The sequence below is a fragment of the Faecalibacterium sp. I2-3-92 genome (assembly GCF_023347315.1).
Lineage (GTDB): Bacteria > Bacillota > Clostridia > Oscillospirales > Ruminococcaceae > Faecalibacterium > Faecalibacterium duncaniae.
The window spans coordinates 141,348-154,666 of record NZ_CP094470.1 but is presented as its reverse complement, the minus strand read 5'-3'; the positions used below and the strand labels follow the sequence as shown (position 1 = coordinate 154,666).

Below are 13,319 nucleotides of genomic sequence, written 5' to 3'. Positions count from 1 at the left end.
GGGCTTATCAAATTTTTTTCGGGAGGCTGCTACAGTGACAGCACAGACAATGCAAATCGGGAACAGACCTTGCCGCATTTACGGCGGGGCTAATGCAGAATACCTGCTGCTCCAAATGACAGGTGAGCATGAGCTGCAAAGTATGGATTATGAAGTGGCGGCGATCGCACAAAGCAGCCGGAATTTTCTGCTCGCGGCTATCCCGGTGGGAAGCTGGAACGATGCACTTTCTCCGTGGAAAGCCCCTGCCGTGTGGGGAAAGCAAGGCTTCGGCGGCAAAGCTGGGGAGACCCTGCGCTTTCTGACGGAGCAGGTCATTCCCACACTGGAGCAGCAGTTTCCTCTCCCGGAAAACGTCAAAATCATTCTGGGCGGCTACTCGCTGGCCGGGCTGTTCGCTTTGTGGGCATCCACCCAGACCGATTTGTTCTACGGTGTCGCCGCCGCTTCTCCCTCTGTGTGGTTTCCGGGCTGGATGGAGTTTGAACAGCAGCACCCGATACAGGCACAGCACGTTTATCTAAGCCTTGGCGACAAGGAAGAGCGCACGAAAAACACCATCATGGCTGCGGTAGGGGATCATATCCGCACGCTGCACAGTCGGCTTACAGAGCGTGGCGCAGACTGCACCCTTGAATGGAACAGCGGTGGACATTTCAAAGACGCTGACCTGCGCACGGCAAAAGCATTTCAGTGGGTGATGGAGGAAAGCCGATGAATATTTTGATCGATGCAGACGGCTGCCCGGTCGTCGATCTGACTTTGCAGATTGCAAAGCGGTTGGGCGCTCCAGTCATCATCCTGTGCGACACCTCTCACCAAATCGAACGAGAAGGTGCGCAGACATTGGTATTCGATAAAGGGGCTGACAGCGTAGACTTCGCGCTGGTGAACCGGGTAAAGCCGGGGGATGTGGTCGTAACACAGGACTACGGGCTGGCGAGTATGTGCCTTGCCAAGTGCGCACGAGTGCTGAACCAGAATGGTCTGGAATACACCGCCGACAACATAGACGCTCTCATGCTGCGGCGGTACGAAAACAAAAAGCTCCTCCGTGCCGGAAAGCACCCCAAGGGGAGCCCAAAGCGGACGAAGGAGCAGGATGTCAGGTTTGCGGACACGCTTGAGAAGATCTTGAATTACAACCATTGATACATACTTTTGGAAGGCTGGAGAAATCCAGTCTTCTTTTTTCATGAGAAAATTGTAACATTTTTTGCAATTTGGTTGCGTTTTGAGAGGGAGTGAATCGGCCCCGTCGTTCTTTCGGCTCGTTTTCTTGCATCTGCTTTCCCGAATCTGCTATACTGAAGTCACTTTTTTAATCGGAGGCTTTCATGACAACCCTTCTTCTCCTGCGCCATTCCATCCCGGAGCGCGGCGGTTCCAGCCCCGACCCCGGCCTTTCTGCCGAAGGTCTTCAGCGGGCCGCCGCAGTCTTTCAAAATGACGCTTTCCGCACGGTCTCGCTCGTCTGGTCGTCCCCTTCGCTGCGTGCGCTCCAGACCGCACAGCTGCTGGGGCTTCCCGTCCGGCAGGACACCCGCCTTGCCGAGCGCCGCACCGGCGACACGACCGGGCAGGACGCTTCGTTCTGGAAACGCCAATACGAAGACCCGGACTTCAAAAATCCGGACGGCGAGTCCTTCCGTGAGGTCAGCGCCCGGATGGCAGACTGCATCCACGAACTGCTGGATTCGCTCCCGGAGGAGCAGAACGCCCTTGTCGTCTCCCACGCCGCCGCTATTTGCAGCTACTTGCAGCGCTTTTGCACCGTTGAGGTGACCGACGCCGCACAGAAGCTCCGCCGGATTACATTTCAGGGCGAAGTTCTGTTGGATGGGCACTTTTGGGAAGCTGATGGATTTGTGCTGCACATCGAAAATCGCCGCCCTGTTCTCATCCACACCATCTTTGCCGCAAAAAAGGCACCAGCCTGAGCCGGTGCCTTTTATTGGCGGAGATGGTGGGTATTCTCCCGCGGGCTAAGCAACAGCCCGCAGGGCTGATTGCTTGCGGCCTGCGGGCCGCCGCCCTGTTCTCATCCGCACCATCTTTGCCGCAAAAAAAGGCACCAGCCTGAGCCGGTGCCTTTTGTTGGCGGAGATGGTGGGATTCGAACCCACGTGCCCGATTAAGGACAAAACGATTTCGAGTCGTTCTCGTTACGACCACTTCGATACATCTCCATATTCATAGCTATATAATTATAGCAAAAAGCCGCCGTTCCGTCAACACTTTCTGCCGGAGGGACCCACAGCGCCAAAGAGGCCTTCTGGTCAGGGATGAGCGGAAGCCGCTGCCGCCCTCTGCGGAGAGGTACAACCTCCTTTTCCTCTCTGCTTCAGGGCATCTTTCTCATGCTGTACTGTCATTTTCAAGGGCAAGATTGTAAAATTGTGGAATCATCGTCTGGATTTTCACAAAATATTACTATTTTGCCCAAAGATTGTACAAACCCTACCCCCCTCTGATGTGCTATACTAAAATCAACAACCGGCCTGTTTCCGGCATTTCTTCTGCCATACAGGCCGCCGAAACAAAGAAGAAAACCAGAAGGAGCAGTATCGATGAGAGAGATCATTTCCTTGAACGAAAACTGGACCCTGTCCTTCCCCAAGGGCGAGCGTCCCACCGAGCAGGTCACCCTGCCCCACACCTGGAACGCTGTGGACGGCATGGACGGCAACGGCAGCTATCTGCGCACCACCGGTGTCTACACCCGCACCTTTACCCAGCCCAAGCAGCCTCTGGCTGGCGGCCGCACCTACGTTGAGGTGCTGGCAGCTGCTCTGGCCGCAACCGTGAAGGTCAACGGCCAGGTGGCAACCACCCACGAGGGCGGCTTCTCCATCTTCCGTGCCGATGTCACCGACCTGTGCCACGAGGGCGACAACGAGCTGACCATCGAGGTCTCCAACGAGGACACCCCCTCCATGTACCCCGCTTCCGCCGACTTCACCTTCTACGGCGGCCTGTACCGCGGCGTGAACCTGATCAGCGTGCCCGGCACCCACTTTGACCTGGACTACTTCGGCGGCCCCGGCATCAAGGTCACCCCCAAGCCCACCGAGGATGGCGGTGCCACCTTTGAGATCGAGAGCTGGGTCACCAACGGCGAAGAGGCCTATACCGTGATGTACAGCATCGAGGACTGCTACGGCAACGAAGTTGCTTCCGGCGTGCGCCCCTGCGACAGCACCAAGGTCACCCTGTACGTTCCCGATGCCCAGCTGTGGAGCATGGACGAGCCCAACCTGTACACCGTGACCGCCCGCCTGCAGAAGAACAATGAGACCTTTGACGAGATCTACGCCAACGTGGGTGTCCGCAGCTATACTGTGACCCCGAACGACGGCTTCTCCATCAACGGCGTGCCCACCCCGCTGCGCGGCGTGGCTCGCCATCAGGATCGTCTGTACAAGGGCAACGCCCTGACCGCTGAGGATCACTACGAGGATGCCATGCTCATCAAGGAGCTGGGTGCCAACACCATCCGTCTGGCCCACTATCAGCACAGCCAGGACTTCTACGACGCATGTGACGAGCTGGGCTTCGCCGTCTGGGCTGAGATCCCCTTCATCAGCGTCTTTAAGAAGGACCCCTCCGCTCACCAGAACTGCCGTCACCAGATGACCGAGCTGATCATCCAGAACTACAACCACCCCTCCATCATGTTCTGGGGCCTGTCCAACGAGATCCTCATCGGCGGCATCTGCCAGGAGCTGGTGGACAACCACCACGACCTGCAGAAGCTGGTGCGTGAGCTGGATCCCACCCGTCTCACCACCATTGCCCACGTCTCCAACACCCCTGTTGACGGCCCCATGCATCACATTACCGATGTAGAGAGCTACAACCACTACTTCGGCTGGTACGGCGGCAAGATGGAGCAGAACGGCCCCTGGCTGGACAAGTTCCACGCCGAGCACCCCGACATCTGCATCGGCATCTCCGAGTACGGCACCGAGGGCATCATCAACTGGCACAGCAACGATCCCCAGTGCAAGGACTACACCGAGGAGTATCAGGCACTGTACCACGAGCATCTGGCTCAGGTGTTCGAGGATCGTCCCTGGGTGTGGGCTACCCACTGCTGGAACATGTTCGACTTTGGCTGTGCTGCCCGCCACGAGGGCGGCGTTGCAGGCCGCAACAACAAGGGCCTGATGACCATTGACCGCAAGACCAAGAAGGACAGCTACTTTGTCTACCAGGCATACTGGTCCAAGCTGCCCATGGTCCACATCGCTGGCCGCCGCCATGCACAGCGCGCAGGCGAGACCACCGAGATCAAGGTCTACTCCAACCAGGACACCGTTGTGCTGTACGTCAACGGCAAGGAAGTCGGCCAGCAGACTGCACACCGCGTGTTCAAGTTCAACGTTGCTCTGGAAGAGGGCTTCAACACCATCCTGGCCGTTGCCGGTGACGTGAAGGATTCCATCACGCTGGAAAAGGTCGAGAAGGAGCCTGATTGCTACACTCTGCCTGAGTTCAACGAGCGTCAGGAGGGCGTTGCCAACTGGTTCAAGCAGGTCGGCAGCCTGGATCTGAAGGCTCCGATGGAGTTCCCCGAGGGCTATTACAGCATCAAGGACAGCATGGAGGATCTCTCCAAGAACGAAGAGGCTATGGCTCTCGCCACCAAGGCTGTCAAGCTGGCCACCAACTTTGACGTCAAGCCCGGCGTTGGCATGTGGGATATGATGAAGCGCATGACCCCTGAGGCTATGGCTAAGATGATCAACATGCCCGACGGCTTTATCGAGAGCCTAAACGCACAGCTGATCAAGATCAAGAAGTAAGCACTTCCTGCATCTGAACACCAAAAACGAACGAACCGCCCCGGCACTGCACAAAGCAGCCCTGCCGGGGCGGTTTTTGTATGCGGCAAATGGCAAGATGAATCAGGCCGCTGAGATGGTCAATTTCAAACCCAGCTGCTGGAAGATTTTCAGCAGGGTATCCAGATTGGGCATCGTTTTAAAGGATTCGATCCGTGCCACCGAGGATTGCGGAATGCCGCACCTCGCTGCCAGTTCCCGCTGGCTCAATCCCATCGCATTGCGCTGCTCTACCATTGCTTTCACGATTGCAGACATCGCTTCCGCTTCCCGGATATCCTTTGCAATGTCCGGGTCAACAGCTGCCACATGCTCCTTATAATCGTTCCAGGTCCTCATATTCATTCACCCTTTCTTGCAAGCCAATCATCACGTTCCGCTTTTGCTCGTTCAATTTCACGCTGCGGTGTTTTTTGCGATTTCTTCCGAAACTGGTGCAGCAGCACAAACCGGTCACCCCGCCAACAGAAGTAGAATACCCGGTTATTTCCCGGACGCAGCTCCCAGATGCCATCCATCAGATGCTTCGTCACATTCTCGGAAAGCCGTGTTCCGTTGTCCTGCAGCAGCTGGATATACAACACGATCTGTTTATACTGTATTCGCGCATCCTTATTGGATGCGCTTTTTATCCGCAGCTCTTCCAAAAAGTCCCACAGTTCGGAAACGCCTCTGTCGTTCTCGTAAAATTCGACTGTATACATTCATGTTCCTCTTCTATGTGCGGCTTATCCCTCAGCCTTATGATAGCACATTTGCTATCAGTCGTCAATCTGTTTTCTCATCTCCCACACTCTCTTGCAAGCCAAAAGGGCCCTGCGGCATTTGCAGGGCCCTTTCGGTTATGGGAGATCATGAAATATCAAAACATCTTTACCATGCTGCCCCAGCCTGCGGCTCAGCGCTTTTTGCTGCGCTTCTTCTTGCGCGGGGCAGAACGGGCAGGGTTCTGGGTGGGAACAGAATCATTGGAGCGCTTCTGCTCCATCCGATATCTGACGTAATTGGGAATCACGACCGCGATCACGATCAGCAGGACCCAGACCAGGATGCTGGGCTGCTCGTGGTTGGTGTTGAACAGAAACTGCATGACATTATCCATAGGGTGTTTTCCTTTCCGGCCCAGCAGGCCGCCAGAGGGCTTTTTACAGCCAGATGTTGCCGTTCTCGTCCGGTTTCATGGGCACGGCAATGATGAAGTCCACGATGGTCATAGCGGCAGAGAAACCACTCCAGAAGGTTGCCAGATACAGCAGGCCCAGCACCGGGCGCTTGGCATAGAACTGGTGCGCACCAAACGCACCCAGAATGCACAGGCGCATATACTTCTTACGGCTGACACAGTGCTTTTCACGGTGTTCTCTCCAGTATAACAGGTGGTCGATGGTGTTCCAGATGAACCCATGATTCGGGTCCTTTACCCACTGTGTCTTTTCTTCCATTTACGATGTACCTCTTGTTTGAATTTTGTTCCAAAAGCAGAAAACCGCCCGCCGCAAGGGCGAGCGGTTTTCCTATTTGATTTTACAGGTTTCCGCAGAAAATTGCAAGTACCAATTAGGCGTTCTCAGCCATGGCCTTCATCTTGATCTGAGCGACCTCATCCTGGATCTCTTCCATCTTCTCCTTGGTCAGGGGATAGAACTTCATAGCAATCAGGTTGCAGACCAGGCCGATCATGATCATGCCGTATGCGCAGAAGACAACGCCGCCGCGCAGGCCCGGGGTAACAGGGTCACCCATAACGGGGTTGTGGTCGGTGTAGCCGCACATGCTGAACATGACACCGGCGACCATGGGTGCGAAAGAGGAGACCAGCTTATCCACGAAGCTGAACAGGGTGCCCATCAGGCCGGGGACGTACTTGCCGGTACGGTAGACTTCGTAGTCGGCGCAGTCAGCGGTCATGGGGATAACGATGTTGCCGGAAATGCCCTGGAAACCAGCGGCGACGATGGTCAGAACGAGGTACAGGATCAGGAAGTAGCCCCAGTTCAGAGCACCGGTAGCGGGGTTAGAGGTCATGGTGGTGGGATCGCCCAGCAGCCACAGGGCTGCCAGTGCGCCGTTGATGACCAGACCACCCACAGAGCCGATCAGCATAGCCTTGCGCTGACCCAGTCTGGTAGCAAAGAAGCTGATGAACAGGAAGCACACGATGGTGCTGGGGATGGTGACCAGACCGGTAACGTTACTCTGCAGCAGGTTGGAACCGGCGATGCAGGCGAACATGGCGACCATGACGGCGCTGGACTTTGCAGAGGAGCCCAGTTTATCGGTAGATGCGGACAGGACCAGCATCTGAATGGCACGGTTGTTCTTCAGGGTATCCCAGTAATCCTTGATACCGACCTTGACGGGCTTGCCGGTGCCGAAGAACTCAGGACGATCCTTGGGGGTAATGGAGATCACAGCGATGGTGGTGAAGCAGGCGGACATGATAGCGGTCATCAGCCACAGGGTGTGCATGAACTGGGTGGAAGCGTAGCCGCCCACATCGGTGTAGCCATCAGCAATACGAGGGATGATGATGCCCAGAATGGCGAACAGCAGGGTGTTGAACACGCCGTCGAAGGAAGCGAACATGGGGCGCTGCTTGGGGTCATTGGTCATGCAGCTCTGTGCAGACTTGGTAACAACACACTGGCAGGTGTAGCCCAGGTAGTAGACCATCAGAACGACCACATAGAAGGGGAAGCGCACGCCCTGAGGCAGCTTGTGGGTGACATGGAAAGCGATGTAGCTGGTCACGCACAGGATGATCTGACCGATCACGATGAACGGGCGGTTCTTGCCGAACTTGCCGTTGGTCTTATCGACCATGAAGCCGACGAACGGGTCAGTGACACCGTCCCAGATACGCATCATCATGGTCAGGGAAGAAGCGACCATCATGCCAACGCCGACCCAGCCCATCAGGTAGTAGGTAGCGTAGTTCATCATCATCAGATAAACGTTGGTTGCGGTGTTGTTCAGCGCGTAGCCTGCGATACGCCACAGGGGAACGCGGTGGATGCCGTTGTGCTCATAGTCCTTATCATAGAACTTATCCGGCAGACTTCTGGTTTTTGCCATTTCATTCTCTCCTTTGTTCACACAGGAACATTCTCCGTTTGCTCCATGGGGCTTACAGCTGCCACTGCGTACCAGCCCGTCCGGAACTTTATGTCTATATTATGAACGCTTTTTGATATATCTGTTAGTAATATTTTAAGGTGAAACAGGTCAATTTTACGATTATGGGAAAAGTTTCACTAATGTGAAAAATTCTATTGTGCTTATTGCACAATCAATTGATATACTAGTATAGCACAACGCCAGTTAGCTGCCACTATGCTCTGCGCCGGAGAACGGGCCTGCAAACGCCGGAAAGGGCCCACGGCAAATGCCGCAGGCCCTTTCTGGCGCTAGGAGGTAAATGAATGAATAGAGGAAGATGTCAGATCAGGATGTCGCCGTTCTCATCGGCCTGCATGGGCAGTGCAATGAGAAGGTCGGTCACGCAGAGGAAGAAGGGCACCACGCTCCAGAAGAACAGGGTGTAGAAGGCCGCCAGCGCATACCGCTTTTCATAGTAGCGGTGGCCGCCGCACCAGCCCAGAAACAGGCAGAGCAGAAGGTACTTCTTTTTGTTCACCTTGTGCCTTACGCGGTTCTTTTTCCAATCGTGATACTTACCAATGAGGCCCGGGCTCTTCTCCTTTTCGAGATCGATGCCGGCTTCCAGCTTGGCATCCTGCAGCGCCAGCTCCGCCTTGATAAAGTCATCCCGTGTGAACTCTTCGCCGGTCTCCAGCTTGTGGAACACATCGTCCGTTACCTGCTGGCGGCTGCCGGTGCCGTAATAACCGGTGCTCCAATCGTCCTTTTCCTCGTCGTAGTGCTCCACATCGCCCAGCAGCTCGCCGGTGGTGGGGGCCTTTTCCGGGGCCTCAGCGGAGGGGGCCGGGGTGATCTCAGGGGTCTGGTTCAGCTTGTTTTCTTCTGCCATAGTGGTATTCCTTCCGGGTCTCAGGGTATCAGAAAGTCCTGCGGCAGAGGATGGCCCGCCGCAGGACATTTCCGGTTACGATGCAGGACAGCGGCGCTGTCCCGGATTCAAAATTTCCGCAGGGAGATGGTTGGCCTTAAGCCTGCTTTGCAGCAGCCTCAGCCTTGATGCGGCCGATCTCAGCCTGGATCTCTTCCATCTTCTCCTTGGTCAGGGGATAGAAGTGCATGGCAACAACGTTGCACAGCCAGCCAACGATGGGCAGCAGGACAAAGCAGCCGATGGTTGCCCAGAAGATGCCGTCAGAGTACGGAGTCAGGGTATCGGGCAGAGCGTCCTTGAAGCCGACCATGGAGTAGAACAGGGCCACCAGAGTGGTTGCCAGAGAGGAGACCAGCTTATCCACAAAGCTGAACAGGGTGCCCATCAGGCCGGGGACGTACTTGCCGGTACGATAAACCTCGTAGTCGGCGCAGTCAGCGGTCATGGTGATAACGATAGAGGAGGACAGAGCCTGCACACCGCGCCATGCGATGACCAGCAGGATGAAGATCAGGCCCACTGCACTCCAGCCGGTGAACAGGGTGCCCCAGGTGTCGGGACGGATGATACGGAATGCGGGGATCGCAAACTTGGAAGCATCGCCCCTGGGGTTCACAAAGACCAGGAACAGGGTGATGATGATAGAACCGATGATACCGCCATAGGTGCCGGTCATCATGGATGCCTTCTGGCCCATCTGACGAGCGATCTTGTTCATCAGCAGGATGGAGATCAGAGCGATGGGGATAGAGGTGATCTGAGAGTAGCTGGAGAATGCGGCATAGTTGCCGAAGATGATGCCGAACAGGCAGATCATAACGGTGGAGTTGCTCATGGTAGACATGAACAGCTTATCGGTAGATGCGGAGACCACCAGCATCTGGATGGCGCGGTTGTGAGCCAGGGTGTCAACGTAATCCTTAACGCCGACCTTCTGGGTGGTGCCCAGGCCGAAGTACTTGGGACGGTCCTTACGCCACAGAGCAATGATGGCGCAGACTGCAAACACTGCAGACAGGCCGCCGAACATCAGCTGCATGGTGGTGAACAGGCCGGGGTTGTAGAAAGCGGACAGGTTGCCGCCAGACTTCTCCACGATGCCTGCCAGAGCGGGGTTCTGTGCCACCAGAGAAGTGATCTCTGCAGCGTTGGCCTCGGCAGTCAGGGTGAACTTGGGAACCAGGCTGTCGGTAACGATGACAGGGATGACGATGTTCATCAGGATGATGTTGTACACGGTATCGCACATTGCGAAGATGGGGCGCTGCTTGGGATCGTTGGTCAGGCAGGTCTGAGCAGACTTGGTGACAACGCACTGGCAGGTATAGCCAATGATGTAGATCATGTAGATGATGATGAACGCAACAAAGCGGACACCAGTGCCCATCTTGGGGATGAAGTTGAACATCACGAAGGTGGTGGCGAACATGATGATCTGGCCGATGACAATGAACGGACGGTTTTTGCCGAACTTGCCGTTGGTCTTATCGACCATCATACCAACGAACGGGTCGGTGACACCGTCCCAGATGCGCATGATGGTAACAATGGAACCGGCCAGCACGGATGCCAGACCGACGATACCGATCAGGAAGTAGCTGATGTAACCGACCACCATCATGTAGGTGTTGGTGGAGGTGTTGTTCAGAGCGTACATCATGATCTCCCACATTTTCGCTCTGTGGATGCCGTTTTCTTCAAGCGGCTGTTTGACCTTTGCCATAGAGAAGCTCTCCTTTCAATTCTGCGGCCGGTGTGCTGCCACTCACTCCGGCCTTTCATTCGGTCCCCCGTGGGCTGCGGCTGCCACATCGCGAACCGGGGGATTTTTATGTATACATTATGAACTATCCATCAAATTTCTGTTAGTAAAATTTTGTGGGAAAACAGGACAATTTTACTCTCCTTGGGCGAAATCAACAGTTTTAAAAAACAGCGTTCGTCATTTTGCACATGATTGTAAGATACTAGTACAGCACATTCCACAAAACGGGCTTGTATTCTAACCGCGCACAAAAAAAGAATACAAGGAAAGTGCGGAAATATCCAAAAAATTTTCTAGTTGTTCCGCGCGGCGGCCTATTATAATAGGTATAGCATCTGCGGCTCTGTGGCATGGGCCGCTGCGTTCAAAAGAAAAGGAGAAAACACTATGGCAGTGAAAGCATCCGAGCGTGTAAAGCGCTACCAGAACCCCAACGGCCCCACCATCAGCACCGTGGAGCGCAAGGTCATCGAGCAGGACGGCCTGTATTTCAAGGACATCGACGGCACCGGCACCGTCAGCGCAGTCAACGACTGGCGCTTGACCCCGGCTGAGCGCGCCGAGGCCTATGTCAAGGTTCTGACCACCAGCGAGAAGATCGGCCAGATCTTCACCTCCGACTGGCGCATGGGCCCCAAGTATCCTTCCCCCCGTCTGGCAGCCAACGGCCACAAGCCCGTGGCGGACGAAAGCGGCCTGCTGGACGAGGCACCCGTGAACGTCTCCGACAGCATCTTCGGCTCCCAGTCCCTGCCCAGCACCTCTGACATGGTCAAGAAGAGCTTCAACCGCCACGTCATCCTGCGCGAGAGCCCCACGCCCGAGGATCTGGCAGATTACCTGAACCAGCTGCAGTATCTGACCGAGACCTGTGATCACTTTGTTCCCATGCAGGTCATGTCCAACAGCCGCAACGAGAACGGCGAGGTCGTGTTCGGCATGAACGATGCCACCGGCGTGTTTGCCACCTATCCCGGCACCCTGGGCATTGCTGCTGCTGTCAAGGGCACTGCACGCATCGACATCATCGACAAGTTCGCCGACACCATCCGCCGCGAGTGGAACGCCTGCGGCCTGAAGAAGGGCTACATGTACATGGCCGACTGCGTCACCGACCCCCGTTGGCAGCGCACCTTCGGCACCTTTGGCGAGGACCCCGCACTGATTGAGGAGATCTTCGACCACCTGATCCCCGGCATCCAGGGCGGCAGCAACGGCGTTACCCCCGAGGGTGTTTCCATGACCGTGAAGCACTTCCCCGGCGGCGGTGCCCGTGAGAACGGCTTTGACCCCCACTATGCAGCAGGCCAGTGGAACATCTACGCCACCCCCGGCTCCCTGCAGAAGTACCACATCCCGGCATTCCGCGCCGCCATCCGCCACAATGCCGAGTCCATCATGCCCTACTACTCCAAGCCCAGCGCCGAGAAGAGCGCTCCGCAGGAGGACTTCAACGGCAACCCCATCGAGCTCCAGCCCTACGGCTTTGCCTACAACAAGGTGTTCATCGACGGCCTGCTGCGCGGCCAGATGGGCTTCAAGGGCTACATCAACTCCGACACCGGCATTGTTCACAATATGTGCTGGGGCGTTGACATGCTGGACGAGCCCGAGCGCATCGGCTATGCTGTCACCCAGAGCGGCGTGGACCTGATCTCCGGCCTGCTGGACAACGAGCTGGGCGAGGAGAGCTACGCCCGCGGCACCAACGACTACTACGACACCCACGCGGTGCCCGCCGGCTTCAAGAAGGAAGATCTGGTGCTGACCGATGCCAGCCTGAACCGCGCTGTCAGCCGCACCCTGACCGAGCTGTTCCGTCAGGGTATGTTCGAGGACACCTACGCCGACCCCAGGAAGGCCGCCGAGGTCGTTGCCACCAAGGCCGACTGGGAGGAAGCTTCCCGCGTGCACCGCGAGTCCGTTGTCCTGCTGAAGAACGACGGCACCCTGCCCCTGAAGGACGGCACCAAGGTCTACGCTGAGGCCTTTGGCAAGAGCGCCGAGGCCGGTGAGGCCGCCACCAAGGCCCTGCGCGAGATGCTGGGCAATGTCACTCTGGTGGACACCCCCGATGAGGCCCAGGTGGCCCTGCTGATGGTCAGCCCCCAGTCCGGTGCATACTTCAACGCCACCCCGGGCTACCTGGAGCTGGACATCTGCGAGGACAAGACGGTCTGCAACGTGGACGAGAGCGGCAAGCCCACCACCGAGACCCACAAGGAGACCACTCTGGTGGGCGCAAACCGTCTGGCCGGTATCGCTGCTGCGGTCCACGCACACGGCGGCAAGGTCGTTTCTAACATCAACTGCCCGCTGGCCTGGGAGGTCGGCAATGTGGAGAAGGTCTCCGACGCTCTGACCGTTGGCTTTGACACCTACCCCTCCGCAACGCTGGATGTGATGTTCGGCCGCTTTGCTCCCGTTGGCAAACTGCCCCTGACCCTGCCCAAGGGCGACGAGGTGCTGGCTGTGAACGCGGACGGTGTCTGCATCAGCCCCAACGACGTGCCCGGCTTTGCAAAGGATGCCTACATGCCCGACAGCATGAAGGACGAGAACGGCAAGGCTTACGCCTACCGTGATGCCGCAGGCAACTACTACGAGATGAACTTCGGCCTGACGTTCTGAGGGCAGCCCTCTCCGTCTCGCTCAAACCAAAGGAGACACTTTC

At 56.6% G+C, this 13,319-nt stretch carries 12 protein-coding genes and 1 tRNA gene; 5 read left to right on the top strand and 8 right to left on the bottom strand.

All coding sequences use genetic code 11. From position 1 onward, the window contains the following. The first annotated feature begins 49 nt into the window (after positions 1-49). The 3 genes from MTP42_RS00720 (at position 50) to MTP42_RS00710 (ending at position 1,940) form a co-directional block, all read left to right on the top strand. Entirely contained in the window at positions 50-718 is a 669-nt protein-coding gene (locus MTP42_RS00720) for an alpha/beta hydrolase (protein ID WP_249258325.1), read from the top strand. Next, positions 715-1,152, top strand: a complete 438-nt coding sequence (locus MTP42_RS00715) for a YaiI/YqxD family protein (RefSeq protein WP_249257734.1) — start codon at positions 715-717, stop codon at positions 1,150-1,152. Before MTP42_RS00720 ends, MTP42_RS00715 begins: the two co-directional genes overlap by 4 nt. Positions 1,153-1,337: 185 nt before the next feature. Then, complete coding sequence (locus MTP42_RS00710; protein ID WP_005928818.1) at positions 1,338-1,940, top strand: histidine phosphatase family protein; 603 nt, start codon at positions 1,338-1,340, stop codon at positions 1,938-1,940. A 158-nt stretch (positions 1,941-2,098) separates the two neighbouring features. Here the strand turns inward: MTP42_RS00710 and MTP42_RS00705 are convergent. After that, positions 2,099-2,189 (bottom strand) — tRNA-Ser (locus MTP42_RS00705). A gap of 381 nt (positions 2,190-2,570) precedes the next feature. Here MTP42_RS00705 and MTP42_RS00700 point away from each other — a divergent pair. Beyond that, complete coding sequence (locus MTP42_RS00700; protein ID WP_249257733.1) at positions 2,571-4,808, top strand: glycoside hydrolase family 2 protein; 2,238 nt, start codon at positions 2,571-2,573, stop codon at positions 4,806-4,808. A gap of 102 nt (positions 4,809-4,910) precedes the next feature. Here MTP42_RS00700 and MTP42_RS00695 read toward each other — a convergent pair whose 3' ends face one another. The 7 genes from MTP42_RS00695 to MTP42_RS00665 all read right to left on the bottom strand — a co-directional run bounded on the left by MTP42_RS00695 (position 4,911) and on the right by MTP42_RS00665 (position 10,603). Then, positions 4,911-5,192 carry a helix-turn-helix domain-containing protein gene (locus MTP42_RS00695; RefSeq protein WP_347562940.1) on the bottom strand — a complete coding sequence of 94 codons (282 nt, stop codon included), beginning with the start codon at positions 5,190-5,192 and terminating at the stop codon, positions 4,911-4,913. After that, the gene (locus tag MTP42_RS00690) at positions 5,189-5,551 is read right to left on the bottom strand and encodes a type II toxin-antitoxin system RelE/ParE family toxin (RefSeq protein WP_249257732.1); all 363 of its coding nucleotides are present in this window, start codon (positions 5,549-5,551) and stop codon (positions 5,189-5,191) included. Before MTP42_RS00690 ends, MTP42_RS00695 begins: the two co-directional genes overlap by 4 nt. 194 nt (positions 5,552-5,745) lie before the next feature. Beyond that, entirely contained in the window at positions 5,746-5,949 is a 204-nt protein-coding gene (locus MTP42_RS00685) for a hypothetical protein (protein ID WP_005928830.1), read from the bottom strand. A 43-nt stretch (positions 5,950-5,992) separates the two neighbouring features. Further along, entirely contained in the window at positions 5,993-6,289 is a 297-nt protein-coding gene (locus MTP42_RS00680; protein WP_249257731.1) for a TM2 domain-containing protein, read from the bottom strand. A 115-nt stretch (positions 6,290-6,404) separates the two neighbouring features. Next, positions 6,405-7,922 carry an MFS transporter gene (locus MTP42_RS00675; protein ID WP_249257730.1) on the bottom strand — a complete coding sequence of 506 codons (1,518 nt, stop codon included), beginning with the start codon at positions 7,920-7,922 and terminating at the stop codon, positions 6,405-6,407. Positions 7,923-8,286: 364 nt separating this feature from the next. Beyond that, a complete protein-coding gene (locus tag MTP42_RS00670) occupies positions 8,287-8,838 on the bottom strand; it encodes a TM2 domain-containing protein (RefSeq protein WP_097773044.1) in 552 nt (183 codons plus the stop codon). Between the two features lie 136 nt (positions 8,839-8,974). Further along, positions 8,975-10,603 (bottom strand): MFS transporter, encoded by a 1,629-nt coding sequence (locus MTP42_RS00665; protein WP_154277591.1) that lies wholly within the window; start codon positions 10,601-10,603, stop codon positions 8,975-8,977. A gap of 429 nt (positions 10,604-11,032) precedes the next feature. On the opposite strand from MTP42_RS00665, the gene MTP42_RS00660 reads away from it, so the two are divergent. Next, the gene (locus tag MTP42_RS00660; RefSeq protein WP_098923902.1) at positions 11,033-13,276 is read left to right on the top strand and encodes a glycoside hydrolase family 3 N-terminal domain-containing protein; all 2,244 of its coding nucleotides are present in this window, start codon (positions 11,033-11,035) and stop codon (positions 13,274-13,276) included. Positions 13,277-13,319 lie beyond the last annotated feature (43 nt).

Coding starts and splice junctions, on each gene's coding strand:
- MTP42_RS00680 (WP_249257731.1), bottom strand. CDS start 6,289: ATGGAAGAAAAGACACAGTGGGTAAAGGACCCGAATCATGGGTTCATC.
- MTP42_RS00695 (WP_347562940.1), bottom strand. CDS start 5,192: ATGAATATGAGGACCTGGAACGATTATAAGGAGCATGTGGCAGCTGTT.
- MTP42_RS00665 (WP_154277591.1), bottom strand. CDS start 10,603: ATGGCAAAGGTCAAACAGCCGCTTGAAGAAAACGGCATCCACAGAGCG.
- MTP42_RS00685 (WP_005928830.1), bottom strand. CDS start 5,949: ATGGATAATGTCATGCAGTTTCTGTTCAACACCAACCACGAGCAGCCC.
- MTP42_RS00660 (WP_098923902.1), top strand. CDS start 11,033: ATGGCAGTGAAAGCATCCGAGCGTGTAAAGCGCTACCAGAACCCCAAC.
- MTP42_RS00715 (WP_249257734.1), top strand. CDS start 715: ATGAATATTTTGATCGATGCAGACGGCTGCCCGGTCGTCGATCTGACT.
- MTP42_RS00675 (WP_249257730.1), bottom strand. CDS start 7,922: ATGGCAAAAACCAGAAGTCTGCCGGATAAGTTCTATGATAAGGACTAT.
- MTP42_RS00700 (WP_249257733.1), top strand. CDS start 2,571: ATGAGAGAGATCATTTCCTTGAACGAAAACTGGACCCTGTCCTTCCCC.
- MTP42_RS00720 (WP_249258325.1), top strand. CDS start 50: ATGCAAATCGGGAACAGACCTTGCCGCATTTACGGCGGGGCTAATGCA.
- MTP42_RS00710 (WP_005928818.1), top strand. CDS start 1,338: ATGACAACCCTTCTTCTCCTGCGCCATTCCATCCCGGAGCGCGGCGGT.
- MTP42_RS00690 (WP_249257732.1), bottom strand. CDS start 5,551: ATGTATACAGTCGAATTTTACGAGAACGACAGAGGCGTTTCCGAACTG.
- MTP42_RS00670 (WP_097773044.1), bottom strand. CDS start 8,838: ATGGCAGAAGAAAACAAGCTGAACCAGACCCCTGAGATCACCCCGGCC.